Below are 13,556 nucleotides of genomic sequence, written 5' to 3'. Positions count from 1 at the left end.
ACAGGGTCTGGGCATTCTGCCCGCCGAACGACACTTCGGTACCCGAGCCCACACGCAAGGTGACGTTGGAGCGCGAGTCGACGGTCTGGCCGTCATGCTGCAGCGTGACCGTGTAGTTGCCCAGCGGCAGGGAGTTCACGGTGTAGTGACCGGTCGAATCCACGTCTACCTGGCGGGTGACGCCGGACGAGCTCTTGACCAGCACGGAATCGCCGGATTGCGCCTGACCAAAGATGCTGCCGGTTGTGGCTTGGGCGTAGACCGCCCCTGTCATGCCGAATCCAACGGCGATGGCAAGTGCTACCGCAGTACGACGCCCCAGCGTCTTGTTGGAGACAGGCCTATGTAAAGTGGACTTCATTAACTCACCCTCCGTTGAGAGGTTTGGCGCAGCTGGTGCGGCGCCTCCCCAAATACGCAGCAAATAAACAGGCTGCAAACTGAATTTGAACAAGTATTTGTTTCCGAAGGCTTCTGCCCTTCCGTGGCCACCCTTTTGACGGTGTGTCCTTTCCGGCTTTCGATGCGCTGGCATCTGTGTTTGACGGTGTACCAAATGTCGTCACAGGCGGGTGCAGTCATCTTCGTGCAGACAAGTTACGACGCACAAAAACGTTACGCAAGAGTTATAAAACCAGAAATAAATCGAACATGGCACCGGTGGCCTGCTTTGTGCTTGTGCGTAAAAACATGTGTAATTCGCATGTATTAACGATATTCATCGGAACAACGCCGGAGTTGCACCCAAGTGCAAAAAATAACGGAGAAATGAGTCGCAAATATTTGCGTATTTACGCCGTTATTTGCGGCGTCGTATTTTATTTATTAATGCATGATGAACGTATTGACGGGCACCAAGCATAAAAAAACGCCCGGGCGAAGGGCGTTTTGAATGCTTGATCACGGCGCGGTCAGGTCTCGGCGCGATCCGCTTCTGTTGCATTGCGACCGGGGCATCCATTCGTTCCTTCTGCCGGGTTCGAACAAAGCGAGAAGCCGCGGCGCCGCCGAGACGGGGCGGCCTCATGGCGCATGAAAGCGTGCGCGTGCGTTCGCCGACCCCGCGGAGGCACGGACGCTTTCGTCGAATCAGGCGAGATCACTGAAGGTCAGTTTGCCGACCCCTTGAATGGCTAGATCTCGGGCGCGCCGGGGAATTTCAGGCTGAGGCCTTCGCCCTGCACGGTGGATACCCAGTCGATCACGATGCCCCGGGCACGCTGTGCGCTGGCCGGATCAAAATGCACTTCCAGGCCGTTGGCCACCGCCACGATGTCGTGCTCGCTGGCCGGCGCCAACTGGAAGCCGGCGCTGTGATCGGGGCCGATCTCCAGATGCAGCGCCACGCCCTGCGCATTCGCGGTGCCCTGGCGGATCGCCTCGGCGGCGGCGTCGGTGATGGTGATGTCCGGCGGCGTGCGATCCGGCGCGGACACGCCGAACAACTGGTGCAGTTCGCCGCTGCCGTACATCTGGCGAATGATGTCGGCGCCGCCGACCAGTTCGCCTTCCACGTACAGCTGCGGAATCGTCGGCCAGTCGCCAAACGCCTTGATGCCTTCGCGGATCTCCGGGTCGTCCAGCACGTTGACCGTGTGGTATTCCGGCAACAGCTCGTTCAGCGTGTTGGTGGCGGCAGCGGAGAAGCCGCACATCGGCTGGCTGCGGTTGCCCTTCATGAACAGCACCACGCGGTGCTCCCTGAGCAGGGTTTCGATGCGTTCGCGGGTGCCGGGATCGAGCGACATGGCGTGATTCCTGAAGATCGGGTGGGAGACCGTCCATGATACCGCGCCTGCGGGGCCGGCTGACTTGACCCGGATCAGGTTGAAAAATGACTTCCGGTCATTTATAGATGACCCATGGTCAACAAAGCTCCCGCCAAGATCGGTCCGGTCGTCGCGCCGTCAGCGCCGACCTGAAGGATCGCCGCCGCAGCGAAATTCTTGCCGCCGCGCTGCGGCTGCTGTCGGAGCGGCCGTATGCGGCGATCACGATGAGCGAGGTGGCGGCGGCGGCCGGCGTGGCCAAGGGCACCAGCTACTTGTACTTCCCCACCCGGGAGGCGCTGTTCCTGCAACTGCTGGCCGAGCACTACCTCGGCTGGTTCGATGCCTTCGATGCGCAGTTGCAGGCGTCCGCCGTTACCAATCTCGACGGCTGGATCGACGGATTGCTGCAGGACTTCGCCCGGCGCCCGCTGCTGCTGCAGCTGATGGGCGTGCTGCATGCCGTGCTGGAACACAACGTGCCGGTGGCCGAGGTGCTGGTGTTCAAGCGGCAACTGGCGCAGCGGGTGACCGCCAGCGGTGCGGCGCTGGAACAGCGGCTGCAGCTGTCGCCCGGTGCGGGCAGCCGCCTGCTGCTGTGGCTGCAGGCGATCGTTCCCGGCCTGGCGCAGATGGCGGCGCCGCCGGCGCCGTTGCGGGCCGCGCTGCTGGCTGCGCCGGATCTGTCCGGCTTCGTGATCGACTTTTCCGCCGAACTGCGGCGACTTCTGCTGGCCCTGATTGCCGGCTTGCGTACCTGCCCGGAGACCTTGCATGACCCCCGAGCCTGATCACCGCACCGCCCTGGTGACCGGCGCTTCCAGCGGGCTGGGCGTGGCCTTTGCCCGCGAGCTGGCACGGCGTGGCTGGAACCTCGTGCTGGTGGCGCGCAGCGAGGCGCCGATGCAGCAACTGGCCGATGAATTGCGCGCCGACGGTGCGATGGTGCAGGTGCATCCGCTTGACCTTGCCGATGCGGCCGCGCGCGAAGCGCTGCTGGCGAACCTGGCCGGCGCCGGCGTGCAGATCGATGCGCTGGTCAACAACGCGGGCTTCGGCGTGTTCGGCGAATTTGCCGACACCGACTGGGCGCGCCTGGAAAGCATGCTGATGGTGGACGTGATGGCGCTCACCCATCTGACCCGCCTGTTCCTGCCGGGCATGCGCCAGCGCGGCTACGGCCGCGTGCTGCAGGTGGCTTCGACCGGCGCGTTCCAGCCTACGCCGGGCTACGCCGCCTACGCGGCGGCGAAGAGCTACGTGCTGGCGTTTTCCCACGCGCTGGACGAGGAGCTGCGGGGCAGCGGCGTGCATTGCACCGTGGTTTCCCCCGGGGTCACCGCCACCCGTTTCCTCGAAGTCTCCGGCCAGCGCGCCACCTGGTACCAGCGGCTGACCCGGATGGAGGCGCCGGCGGTGGCCAGGCGCGGCATCGACGCGATGCTGGCCGGGCGCGCCGGGGTGATCACGGGCTGGGTCAATGCCTTGATGGCCCACTCGATCCGGCTGACGCCGCGCGTGCTGTCGGCGCGGGTGGCGGGCAGGCTGATGCGCAACTGAGCCGGGGCGGCGGGCGATCAGTCCTGCGTGCGCAAGGCGTCCGCCGCCACCGGTGCGATCGCGGCCAGCCAGCGCCGGTACTGGTCGGCGGCAGGATGCAGTCCGTCTGCGGCGACCAGCTGTGGATGCGCCCGCGAGATGCCGGTGATGTCGACGAAACCGGCACCCGCGCGCGCACTCTCGTGGCGGGCGATCGCGTTGTAGACGTCCAGTTCCGCCGCGATCACCGAGCGGTCGCGGCCCTGTTCGCCGGCGAAGCGGGTGACGCCCCAGTCGGGAATCGACACCACCACCACGCGGGCGGCGCGGCCGCCCGCCAGTGCCGTGGCGCGGGCCAGCAGCGCGGCGAACTGCGTGCGGTATTCGTCGGCCGGCCGGCCGCGATACTGGTTGTTCACGCCGATCTGCAGGCTGACCAGCGCGTAGGGCGGGTGCAGCGCAGCCTGGTCCATGCCCTGCGCCAGTTCGTCGGTGGTCCAGCCGGTGACCGCGATGATCTGCGGCTCGTCGATCGGCAGGCCATCGGCCCGCAGCTGCCGCACCAGCAGGGCCGGCCATCGTTCATCGGCCGCCACGGCCTCGCCGATCGTGTACGAATCGCCGAGCGCGAGATAACCCGTCGGCACGGCGTTCAGGCCACCGCGGCGGCGGGCGACTGCTCGCGCGCCATTCCCGCCAGCACCCGTTCGATGCGCACGAACACCTCATGCAATTGCGCCGGCGGCGGCAGCAGGGTCAGCCGGAAGTGGCGGCTGCGCGGCACGTTGAAGCTGCTGCCGGGCACCACCAGCACCGACTCCTCTTCCAGCAGGCGCAGCGCGAACGCTTCGTCATCGAAGCCGGGGATGCGGTCGGCGCGTACCTGGGGGAAGGCGTAGAGCGCGCCATCGGGTGCGACCAGTTCCAGGTATTCGCTGGCGGCCACGCCGTCGAGCACGGCCCGCCGCGCCTCATGCAGCCGGCCGCCCGGCGCGGTCAGCGTGCCGATCGTGGGCGCGTCCTGCAGCGCGGGCAGCACCGCCCACTGCGCGGTGACGTTGGCGCACAGGCGCAACGCGGCCAGCAGCTGCAGTGCGTCGCGATAGGCGGCGCTGTGGGTCGGGTCGCCGGAAAGACTCATCCAGCCGACCCGGTAGCCGCAGGCACGATGGACTTTCGACAGGCCGCCGAAGCTGAGGCAGGGCAGCTCGCCGGCCACTTCGGCCAGCGGCTGGAACCGGGCGCCGTCGTAGAGGATCTCGTCGTAGATCTCGTCGGCCAGCAGCAGCAGCCGATGGCGCGCCGCGATCGTCACCAGCCGTTCCAGCATCGCGCGCGGGTAGGTGACGCCGGTGGGATTGTTCGGGTTGATCAGCACCAGGGCGCGGGTGCGCGGGCCGATCAGCGCCTCGATCTCGTCCGGGTCGGGCAGGTGGCCGTTGCGCGCCAGGCAGCGGTAATAGCGTGGCTGGCCACCGTTGAGGATGGTGGCGGCGCTCCACAGGGGGTAGTCCGGGCTGGGCAGCAGCACTTCGTCGCCGTCCCGCAGCAGCGCCCGCAGGGACAGGTCGATCAGCTCGCTGACGCCGTTGCCGATGAAGATCCGCTCGGAGTCCACGCCGCGGGCGCCGCGAGCGCGCTGCTGCGCGGCAATCGCCTCGCGGGCCAGCTCCAGTCCCTGCTCGTGGCCATAGGCCTCGCTGTCGTGCAGATGGCTGGCGATCGCCTCGCGCAGGCGCGCCGGCGCCTCGAAACCGTAGCGGCCGGGGTTGCCGATGTTGAGCTTGATGATGTCGCGCCCGGCCGCTTCCAGCTCGCGCGCGCGCCGGGTCAGCGCCCCGCGGATTTCATAGCGCACGTCCGCCAGGTGCGCACTGGGTGTGATCGAGACCAACGCCGGTATCCTTGTCGCAGGTTGATGACGGCGGCGGTCGTGCCGCCGGCAGCCCGATGCTAGCAGCGTGATGCAGTGCAGCGCGAGGGCTGGCCGGCCGTTTTGCGGTTCATCGTCGGGCAATCTTCGGGCAGGGCATAATCAGCGGCACCGTGCCGACTGATCTCCCCCATGAGTGATTCCGAAACGATCGAACGCCTGCGCAGCATCGGCTGGCGTGGTGACCGGCTGCCCGACGGCGGCTTGCGGTTGGCGCGGGTGGTTGCCCAGCACCGGGCCGGCTACGAGCTGCACGACGGCCAGACGCTGTTCGGCGCGCAGCCGGACGGGCGCTATCTCAAGCGCGGCATCGATGCGGGCGAGCGGCCGGTGGTCGGCGATTTCGTCGAAGTGAGCGACGGCAAGCCGCCGCACATCGTCAATGTGCTGCCGCGGCGCACCGTGCTGTCGCGCGCCGCCGCGGGCGAACGCTACGAGCGCCAGCTGATCGCCACCAATATCGACTACGTGCTGGTGCTGACCGGCCTGGACGGCGACTTCAATCCGGCGCGGATCGAGCGTTACTTGTCGCTGACCGAGGACTCCGGCGCGCAGCCGGTGGTGCTGCTCAGCAAGCTGGATACCCGCGACGACGCGGACGCGCAGATCGCCGCCTTGCGCGCACGGCTGCCGGCCGATGTGCCGATCCATCCCTTGAACGGCAAGGACCCGGCCAGCGTGGCCCTGCTGGCCCGCTACCTGGGGCCGGGCGACAGCGCGGTGCTGGTCGGTTCGTCCGGCGCCGGCAAGTCGACCCTGACCAACACCTTGCTCGGCACCGCCACGATGGCCACCGCCGAAGTGCGCAGCCACGACAGCCGCGGCCGCCACACCACCACCCATCGCGCCCTGCTGCAGCTGCCCAGCGGCGGCTGCATGATCGACACGCCGGGCATGCGCGAACTCAAGCTCACCGGCGAGGAGAACCTCGACCTGTTCGCCGACATCGAGGCGCTGGCCGAAGCCTGCCGCTTCGCCGACTGCGGGCACGGCAGCGAGCCGGGCTGCGCGGTGCAGGTGGCGCTGGACAACGGCGAGCTGGCGCCCGGCCGCTGGCGCAACTACCTCAAGCTGCACGACGAGCGCGAGGAGCAGGCGGCCACGCTGGAAGCGCGTCTGCGCAAGCAGCGCGGCGGTCGGCCGATCGAACGGCCGCACGGCCATCGCGGACAGCGCGAGCGCGACTGAAGAGCGCCTGCCAGGATCGCTCGAGGCACCGAAGAGCATCTACTCACCGACGCAGGGGGCCACATGCAACGACTGTCATCCAGCAGCACCGGATTCTACAAGCGGGTGTTTCCGGTGCTCTGGTTCGGATTCATCGTGCTGTTCTTCGCGTTCTCGCTGTGGGCACGGCTCCAGCCCGGGAGTGCCGACGACAGGCCGCCGGACCTGGTTTTCCTGGCCATGCCCTTGATGATGGCCGCGATCGGGTTCGTCGTCTTTCGTCGACTGATCTTCGACCTGATGGACGAGGTATGGCTGGACGGCGACTGGCTGGTGGTGACCAACCGTGGCGAAAAGCGTCGCGTGCCACTTGCCGACGTGATGAACATCAATGCCACCACGACGACCAATCCCCGGCGAATCACCGTGATGCTGCGCAGCGCGGGCCCGCTCGGCTCCGAGTTCAACTTCATGCCGGCCAGTCCGCGCGGATTGTTCAACCTGTTCAAGCCCGATCCCGTGGCCACCGCGTTGATCCGGCGTGTCGATGCCGCCAGGCAGGCTGCCCGATGAACGCGCCGGCTTCCACCGTCATGCCGGGGCTTGAGCGCTACGCCGCCCTCGACCAGCGCCTGCTGGCGGCGGTGCGCGGCATCCGCATCCTGCCCACGGTGGCGTGGCCGGCGTCGCTGGAAAACCGCATGATCGATGCCTACAGCCGCGGCCGGTTCAGCCTGCCGGAAGTGACGTACGCGCGGCCGGAGCTGGGTGCCGTGCGTGCCGAGCTGGCGGCGATCGAGGCCGCCGCTGGCGGCAGCGATCCGCTCGACATCGACCCGCTGGGCGACTACCTGCGGCGCACCGCCGAGTCCTGGCGCATCGCCGCCGAAATGCTGGAGTCGGTCGGCAGCGCGAGCGTCACCGCGCCGTCGATCGCCCTGTATGGACGTCCGGACGACATGATCCCCGGCAGCCAGCGCAGCAACCTGGACGCCGCCCACTACTTCGTCGCCCTGTCCGACGAGCTGGGCGCCGACCTGCTCGCCGACGACAGCATCGTGAACATGCCGGCCGATGCGCTGCGCGCCGACCTGTCCGCCACGCTCGACGACTTCTTCGGCGCCGGCACGATCAGTGTGGAAGTGGACCCCGAGCTGACCGCCAAGGCCGCCGCCGGCGCCACCCGCATCCGTCTGCGCGGTGGCGACTGCTTCAGCGACTACGATCGCCACCAACTGCTGGCACACGAGGCCTTCGTGCATTCGCTGACCGCCCTGAACGGCCGCCGGCAGCCGCTGCTGGCGTCGCTGGCGCGCACCTCGCCGCGGGTCACCGCCACCCAGGAAGGCCTGGCGGTGTTCGCCGAACTGATGTCCGGCGCCATCGACATCACCCGGCTGAAGCGCATCAGCCTGCGCATCCTGGCCATCGACATGGCGCTGAACGGTGCCGATTTCGTCGAGGTGTACAAGTATTTCAGCCTGTGCGGGCAGAGCACGGCGGACAGCTTCCACTCGGCCCAGCGGGTGTTCCGCGGGGTGCCGCCGGGCGGCGGCGCGGCGTTCGCCAAGGACAACGTCTACCTGTCCGGTCTGCTCACCGTGCACACTTTTTTCCGCTGGGCGCTGCGGCAGCGACGGATGGATCTGCTGCGCCACCTGTTCGCCGGCAAGCTGACCCTGCACGACGTGATCGCGCTGCAGCCGCATTTCGAGTCCGGTGCGATCCTGCCGCCGCGCTGGCTGCCGCCGTGGATGCAGCACGTGCATGGACTGGCTGGCAAGCTGGCCTTTTCGGTCTTCATCAACGGCATCCAGCTGAGCCAGGTGCAGGGCGAGGACTGGCTGGCCGGCGTGTGAATCCGCGGCGTGGTCGGAACCGGGGCAGGCCGCGCCGGTGTTAACATCACGGCACGTTGACTGCACTGTCGGCCGACGCTCCTTCAAGGACAACAACGCATCCCATGAGCCTCCCCGAAGAACTGCGCCTCGCCGCGCTCGAATATCACCGCCTGCCACGGCCGGGCAAGATCAAGGTCACCCCGACCACCTCGCTGCTGACCCAGCGCGACCTGTCGCTGGCGTATTCGCCCGGCGTCGCCGCGGCCTGCGACGCGATCGTCGAGGACCCGACCACCGCCGCCGAATACACCGCGCGCTCGAATCTGGTGGCGGTGATCAGCAACGGCACCGCGGTGCTCGGCCTGGGCAACATCGGCCCGCTGGCCAGCAAGCCGGTGATGGAAGGCAAGGGCGTGCTGTTCCAGAAGTTCGCCGGCATCGACGTGTTCGACATCGAGATCGACGAGAACGACCCGGACAAGCTGGTCGATATCATCGCCAGCCTGGAGCCGACCTTCGGCGGCATCAACCTGGAGGACATCAAGGCGCCGGAGTGTTTCATCGTCGAGCGCAAGCTGCGCGAGCGGATGAAGATCCCGGTGTTCCACGACGACCAGCACGGCACCTCGATCATCGTCGGCGCGGCGCTGATCAACGCGCTGGTGGTGGTCGGCAAGAAGATCGAGGACATCCGCGTGGCCACCACCGGCGCCGGCGCGGCGGGCATCTCCTGCCTGGACATGCTGGTGGCACTGGGCGTGAAGCCGCAGAACATCCTGGCGTTCGACCGCGACGGCGTGATCCACACCGGGCGCACCAACCTCGACCCCGACAAGCAGCGCTACGCGCGCGACACGAAAGCGCGCACGCTGGCCGAGATCGTCGATGGCGCGGACGTGTTCCTGGGCCTCTCCGCCGGTGGCATCCTGAAGCCGGAGATGGTCGCCACGATGGCCGAGCGGCCGATCATCTTCGCGCTGGCCAACCCGAATCCGGAGATCACCCCGGAAGACGCCAAGGCGGTGCGGCCGGACTGCATCATGGCCACCGGTCGTTCGGATTATCCGAACCAGGTCAACAACGCGCTGTGCTTCCCCTACCTGTTCCGCGGCGCGCTGGACGTGGGCGCCACGGTGATCAACGAGCCGATGAAGATCGCCTGCGTCAAGGCGATCGCGGCGCTGGCGCGGCGCGAGTCGTCCGACGTCAGCGCGCGCGCCTACGGCGGCAAACCGCCCAGCTTCGGGCCGAATTACCTGATCCCGCAGCCGTTCGACCCGCGCCTGCTGCTGCAGCTGCCGCCGGCGGTGGCGAAGGCGGCGATGGATTCGGGCGTGGCCACGCGGCCGATGGCCGATTTCGCCGAATACAACGATCGCCTCACCAGCTTCGTGTTCCGCACCGGCCTGCTGATGAAGCCGGTGTTCGAGCGGGCCAAGTCCGCGCCCGCGCGGCTGGTCTACGCCGAGGGTGAGGAAGAGACCGTGCTGCGCGCGGTGCAGGTGGTGGTCGACGAAGGCCTGGGCAAGCCGATCCTGATCGGTCGCCCCGAGGTGATCGACAAGCGCATCAAGCGCGCCGGCCTGCGCATCCAGCCCGGCGTCGACATCGAGATCTGCAACATCAACTCCGACCCGCGCTTCGACGACTACTGGCAGCATTACCACCGGCTGATGGAGCGTCGCGGGGTCACGCCGTCGATGGCCAAGGCGGTGATCCGCTCGCGGCCGACCGCGATCGCGGCGCTGATGGTCGAGCGCGGCGAGGCGGACGCGATGATCTGCGGCCTGGTCGGCCAGTACCAGAGCAAGTTGCGCTACATCCGCGACATCATCGGCCTGGACGAGGGCGTGGTCGAACCGTCGGCGATGGCCGCGGTGTCCACCGACAAGGGCACCTTCTTCTACCTCGACACCCACGTGCAGGACGATCCCTGCCCCGAGCAGATCGCCGAGGCCACGCTGCAGGCGTCGATCCGGCTGAAGCTGTTCGGCATCCAGCCCAAGATCGCGCTGCTCTCCGGCGGCAACTTCGGCAGCCGCGACACCTGCGGCTCGAAGAAGATGCGCAAGGCGCTGGAACTGATCCGCGCCCGCGCACCGCGGCTGGAAGTGGAGGGCGAAATGCAGGCCGACGTGGCGCTGGTGCCGGCGCTGCGCGAGAAGCTGTTCCCGCATTCGCGGCTGGAGGGCAAGGCGAACGTGTTCGTGTTCCCCAACCTGGACGCGGCCAACATCGCCTACAACATGACCCGCATGCTGTCGGACGGCGTGGTGATCGGGCCGATCCTGATGGGCGTGGCCAAGCCGGCGCATATCCTGATGCCGCAGTCGACCGTGCGTCGCGTGGTCAACATGAGCGCGGTGGCGTGCGTCGAGGCGCAGATCCGCGCGGCAAATCGTTCGCAGGGCTGAAGTTTCGCGGCGCCCGCCATGCGCCGGCGCATGGCGGGCGGATTGGCTAGCCTCAGGCCCAGCGGCTAGACTTGGACGTTGATTCCCGCCGCACTCCCCGGCGGCGGGCATTCCCCCTCAAGCATGAGCGCTGCAACGGCGCTGCGGAGAATCTTCATGGATCAGCTCGACGATATCCTCAACCAGGACATCGACCCCACCGAAACCCGCGAGTGGATCGATTCGCTCGACGCGGTGATCCATCATGACGGCACCGAGCGCGCGCACTTCCTGCTGGAGAAGATGGTCGACACCACCCGCCGTTCGGGTGGCCATCTGCCGTTCAATCCCACCACCGAATACGTCAACACGATCCCGCCCAGCCAGGAGGCGAAGAGCCCCGGCGACGCGGCGATGGAATGGCGCATCCGCTCGCTGATCCGCTGGAACGCGATGGCGATGGTGGTGCGCGCCAACCGCAAGCCCGGCGAGCTGGGCGGCCACATCGCCAGCTTCGCCTCCAGCGCCACGCTGTACGACGTGGGCTTCAACCATTTCTGGCGGGCGCCCAGCGCCGACCACCCTGGTGATCTGGTATTCCACCAGGGCCATTCCAGCCCGGGCGTCTACGCACGGTCGTTCCTCGAAGGCCGCCTGGCCGAGGACCAGCTCGACCTGTTCCGCATGGAAGTGGTGGGCAAGGGTCGGGCGCTGTCGTCGTATCCGCATCCGTGGCTGATGCCGGATTACTGGCAGGTGCCGACGGTATCGATGGGCCTGGGTCCGATCCAGGCGATCTACCAGGCACAGTTCTTCAAGTACCTGGAGAACCGCGGCCTGGTGCCGAAGAGCGATCGCAAGATCTGGTGCTTCCTGGGCGACGGCGAGTGCGACGAGCCGGAATCGCTCGGCGCGATCTCGCTGGCCGGCCGCGAGGGCCTGGACAACCTGATCTTCGTGATCAACTGCAACCTGCAGCGGCTGGACGGCCCGGTGCGCGGCAACGGCAAGATCATCCAGGAACTGGAAGGCGTGTTCCGCGGTGCGGGCTGGAACGCGATCAAGCTGGCCTGGGGCAGTTACTGGGACCCGCTCCTGGCGCGCGACGACAAGGGCGTGCTGCGCAAGCTGATGATGGAAACCGTCGACGGCGAATACCAGGCCTGCAAGGCGTTCGGCGGCGCGTACACCCGCGAGCATTTCTTCGGCAAGTATCCGGAGACGCGCGAGATGGTCGCCAACCTCAGCGACGACGACATCTGGCGGCTGAACCGCGGCGGCCATGATCCGCACAAGGTCTATGCGGCCTACCATGCGGCGTCCAACACCAAGGGCATGCCCACGGTGATCCTGGCCAAGACGGTCAAGGGTTACGGCATGGGCCTGGGTTCGGGCGAGTCGCAGAACCCCACCCACCAGCAGAAGAAGCTGGACGACGAATCGGTGCGCCACTTCCGCGACCGTTTCCAGATCCCGATCCCCGACGACAAGCTGCACGACGAAGTGCCGTACTACCACCCGGGCATGGATTCGCCGGAAGTGCAGTACATGCTGGAACGCCGCCGGGCGCTGGGCGGCTTCCTGCCGCAGCGCCGGCGCAAGGCCGAGGCCAAGCTGAAGGCGCCGGAGCTGTCCGCGTTCGAGCAAATCACCAAGGGCACCGGTGAGCGCGAGATCTCCACCACGATGGCGCTGGTGCGCGGCATCAACCTGCTGCTGCGCGACAAGCAGCTTGGCGAGCGCGTGGTGCCGATCGTGGCCGACGAGGCGCGCACCTTCGGCATGGAAGGCATGTTCCGCCAGATCGGCATCTACGCGCCGTTCGGCCAGAAGTACAAGCCGCAGGACTCCGACCAGCTGCTGTACTACCGCGAAGACCAGAAGGGCCAGGTGCTGCAGCAGGGCATCAGCGAGGCTGGCGGCATGGCCTCGTGGATGGCGGCGGCGACCAGCTACTCGGTCAGCAACCAGGCGATGCTGCCGTTCTTCATCTACTACTCGATGTTCGGCTTCCAGCGCATCGGCGACCTGTGCTGGGCGGCGGGCGACATGCGCGCGCGCGGCTTCCTGATCGGCGGCACCGCCGGCCGCACCACGCTGAACGGCGAAGGCCTGCAGCACGAGGACGGCCACTCGCACCTGCTGGCCGGTGCGATCCCCAACGTGAAGGCGTACGACCCCACCTTCTCCTACGAGGTCGCGGTGATCCTGCAGGACGGCGTGCGCAGCATGCTGCAGGAGCAGGAAGACCACTACTACTACATCACCGTGATGAACGAGAACTACAGCCACCCCGACCTGCCCAAGGGCAGCGAGGAAGGCATCATCAAGGGCATGTACCTGTTCAAGGACGGCGGCAAGCCGAAGAAGGGCGAGCCGCGCGTGCAGTTGCTGGGCTCGGGCACGATCCTGCGTGAAGTGATCGCGGCGGCCGAACTGCTGGAGAAGGACTTCGGCGTGAAGTCCGACATCTGGTCCTGCCCCAGCTTCGTCGAACTGCGTCGCGACGGCTTCGACGCCGAGCGCTGGAATCGCCTGCATCCGGAAGCGGAGCAGCGCGTGCCGTACGTCACCAGCCTGCTCGACGGACGCTCCGGCCCGGCGATCGCCGCCACCGACTACGTGCGCGAGTTCGCCGACCAGATCCGCGCCTTCATGCCCGACGGCATGCGCTACACCGTGCTGGGCACCGACGGTTACGGCCGCTCGGACACCCGCGCGCACCTGCGTGACTTCTTCGAGGTGGATCGCTACTGGATCGCGCACGCGGCGCTGGCGGCGCTGGCGAAGGACGGCAAGATGAACGCGAAGGACGTGAGCCGGGCGATCAAGGAATACAAGCTCGACCAGGACAAGCCGAACCCGCTTGCCGTCTGAGCCGTCTGGACGTCCCAATGAAAAACCCGCCGATCGG

The 13,556-nt window shown here is 67.4% G+C and carries 11 protein-coding genes and 1 pseudogene; 8 read left to right on the top strand and 4 right to left on the bottom strand.

Translation table 11 applies throughout. From position 1 onward, the window contains the following. The coding region (locus UU7_RS08915; RefSeq protein WP_007807487.1) for a carboxypeptidase-like regulatory domain-containing protein at positions 1-274 on the bottom strand (274 nt) is incomplete at its 3' end. A 377-nt stretch (positions 275-651) separates the two neighbouring features. On the opposite strand from UU7_RS08915, the gene UU7_RS18965 reads away from it, so the two are divergent. Then, on the top strand, positions 652-864 hold the full coding sequence (locus UU7_RS18965) for a hypothetical protein (RefSeq protein ID WP_157582069.1): 213 nt from the start codon (positions 652-654) through the stop codon (positions 862-864). A gap of 272 nt (positions 865-1,136) precedes the next feature. Here the strand turns inward: UU7_RS18965 and grxD are convergent. Further along, positions 1,137-1,748 (bottom strand): annotated as a pseudogene (gene grxD, locus UU7_RS08910) (Grx4 family monothiol glutaredoxin); the annotation flags it as partial. 107 nt (positions 1,749-1,855) lie between these two features. Between grxD and UU7_RS08905 the strand changes: the two are divergent. Then, positions 1,856-2,560 (top strand): TetR/AcrR family transcriptional regulator, encoded by a 705-nt coding sequence (locus UU7_RS08905; RefSeq protein WP_007807483.1) that lies wholly within the window; start codon positions 1,856-1,858, stop codon positions 2,558-2,560. Beyond that, on the top strand, positions 2,544-3,329 hold the full coding sequence (locus tag UU7_RS08900) for an SDR family NAD(P)-dependent oxidoreductase (RefSeq protein WP_007807481.1): 786 nt from the start codon (positions 2,544-2,546) through the stop codon (positions 3,327-3,329). Before UU7_RS08905 ends, UU7_RS08900 begins: the two co-directional genes overlap by 17 nt. 17 nt (positions 3,330-3,346) lie before the next feature. Here UU7_RS08900 and UU7_RS08895 read toward each other — a convergent pair whose 3' ends face one another. Both UU7_RS08895 and UU7_RS08890 read right to left on the bottom strand, forming a co-directional pair. After that, a complete protein-coding gene (locus UU7_RS08895; RefSeq protein WP_007807479.1) occupies positions 3,347-3,955 on the bottom strand; it encodes an SGNH/GDSL hydrolase family protein in 609 nt (202 codons plus the stop codon). A gap of 5 nt (positions 3,956-3,960) precedes the next feature. Next, positions 3,961-5,202, bottom strand: a complete 1,242-nt coding sequence (locus tag UU7_RS08890; RefSeq protein WP_007807477.1) for an aminotransferase class I/II-fold pyridoxal phosphate-dependent enzyme — start codon at positions 5,200-5,202, stop codon at positions 3,961-3,963. 171 nt (positions 5,203-5,373) lie between these two features. Between UU7_RS08890 and rsgA the strand changes: the two genes are divergently transcribed. The 5 genes from rsgA to aceE all read left to right on the top strand — a co-directional run bounded on the left by rsgA (position 5,374) and on the right by aceE (position 13,519). Continuing rightward, positions 5,374-6,429, top strand: a complete 1,056-nt coding sequence (rsgA, locus tag UU7_RS08885; protein ID WP_007807475.1) for a ribosome small subunit-dependent GTPase A — start codon at positions 5,374-5,376, stop codon at positions 6,427-6,429. Between the two features lie 63 nt (positions 6,430-6,492). Next, entirely contained in the window at positions 6,493-6,981 is a 489-nt protein-coding gene (locus UU7_RS08880; protein WP_007807472.1) for a hypothetical protein, read from the top strand. Continuing rightward, positions 6,978-8,267: a peptidase MATCAP family protein gene (locus tag UU7_RS08875; protein ID WP_007807470.1), complete on the top strand. Its 1,290-nt coding sequence runs from the start codon at positions 6,978-6,980 to the stop codon at positions 8,265-8,267. The genes UU7_RS08880 and UU7_RS08875 overlap by 4 nt, the downstream gene beginning before the upstream one ends. Positions 8,268-8,371: 104 nt before the next feature. Beyond that, complete coding sequence (locus UU7_RS08870; RefSeq protein ID WP_007807468.1) at positions 8,372-10,663, top strand: NADP-dependent malic enzyme; 2,292 nt, start codon at positions 8,372-8,374, stop codon at positions 10,661-10,663. Positions 10,664-10,819: 156 nt separating this feature from the next. Beyond that, on the top strand, positions 10,820-13,519 hold the full coding sequence (aceE, locus tag UU7_RS08865; RefSeq protein WP_007807466.1) for a pyruvate dehydrogenase (acetyl-transferring), homodimeric type: 2,700 nt from the start codon (positions 10,820-10,822) through the stop codon (positions 13,517-13,519). Positions 13,520-13,556: the final 37 nt, after the last annotated feature.

This window comes from Rhodanobacter spathiphylli B39 (assembly GCF_000264295.1).
In the GTDB taxonomy this organism is placed as follows: Bacteria; Pseudomonadota; Gammaproteobacteria; order Xanthomonadales; family Rhodanobacteraceae; genus Rhodanobacter; species Rhodanobacter spathiphylli.
The sequence above is the reverse complement of the archived record's forward strand: the minus strand, read 5'-3'. Positions and strand labels throughout refer to the sequence as shown.

Excerpts from the sequence above, each read along its gene's own strand:
- UU7_RS18965 (WP_157582069.1), top strand. The coding sequence starts at position 652 with ATGGCACCGGTGGCCTGCTTTGTGCTTGTGCGTAAAAACATGTGTAAT.
- UU7_RS08905 (WP_007807483.1), top strand. The coding sequence starts at position 1,856 with ATGACCCATGGTCAACAAAGCTCCCGCCAAGATCGGTCCGGTCGTCGC.
- UU7_RS08900 (WP_007807481.1), top strand. The coding sequence starts at position 2,544 with ATGACCCCCGAGCCTGATCACCGCACCGCCCTGGTGACCGGCGCTTCC.
- rsgA (WP_007807475.1), top strand. The coding sequence starts at position 5,374 with ATGAGTGATTCCGAAACGATCGAACGCCTGCGCAGCATCGGCTGGCGT.
- UU7_RS08880 (WP_007807472.1), top strand. The coding sequence starts at position 6,493 with ATGCAACGACTGTCATCCAGCAGCACCGGATTCTACAAGCGGGTGTTT.
- UU7_RS08875 (WP_007807470.1), top strand. The coding sequence starts at position 6,978 with ATGAACGCGCCGGCTTCCACCGTCATGCCGGGGCTTGAGCGCTACGCC.
- UU7_RS08870 (WP_007807468.1), top strand. The coding sequence starts at position 8,372 with ATGAGCCTCCCCGAAGAACTGCGCCTCGCCGCGCTCGAATATCACCGC.
- aceE (WP_007807466.1), top strand. The coding sequence starts at position 10,820 with ATGGATCAGCTCGACGATATCCTCAACCAGGACATCGACCCCACCGAA.